A 777-nucleotide genomic window follows, 5' to 3' on the forward strand; every position below is an offset into this window, starting at 1 on the left:
TCTTCGAGTATGCCGAAGAACATGGCTTCCAGCCACCTCACCCACGAACTACTTATTTTGAAACCGATACAATTCACACCAAAAAGAAGTTGACATTCGAGCAGATCTCTGAAGTTACAGGTGTGGAAAAGGAAATGCTTCAGTTTCTCAACCCCAGTTATAAACTCGATATTATTCCCTTTATTGAAGGTGAAAAATATAGTCTTAGGCTGCCACGAAACAGGTCCGGACTTTTTGTAAATAATGAAGCAGCTATCTATGGTTATGCCGAAGCACTCGAAGAGAAGAAAGAAGAGATCCTGCCCCAGTTAGTAGAGGCGACAGAACCTATACGATACCGGGTGAGAAACGGAGATTATCTTGGCCGCATTGCCGAGAGGTACGGTGTAGGAGTGAGCCAGATCAAGGAATGGAACAATTTAAGGAGCAATAACCTGCGAATTGGACAAAGACTTACCATATACCCTCAGAACAAAGCTACCGCTCAAAATAATAGCTCTCCCAGGATCTATACCGTTAAACACGGGGATTCCCTGTGGAGCATCTCTAAAAAATTTCCGGGCGTTACAGTTCAACAGATCAAGAACCTAAATAATATGAACAGCAACCGGTTAAAACCCGGTATGAAACTTAAACTTTCTGACGGGTAGAAATTCCGTTATTTTATTATGAAAAATCTTAGTGTATTATTTTCTATTCTTTTATTAATAACAGGTTGTGGCGATGGAAAGGAGGATCCTGTTGTAGTATCAAATTCTTCGGGGAATATCAATAATC

Annotated in this window: 1 protein-coding gene; it reads left to right on the forward strand. The window is 40.8% G+C overall.

All coding sequences use genetic code 11. The features are described from left to right. A partial coding sequence (locus HC176_RS15580; protein ID WP_167919898.1) for a LysM peptidoglycan-binding domain-containing protein occupies nucleotides 1-650 on the forward strand: 650 nt, incomplete at its 5' end. Nucleotides 651-777 lie beyond the last annotated feature (127 nt).

This window comes from Tamlana crocina (assembly GCF_012037625.1).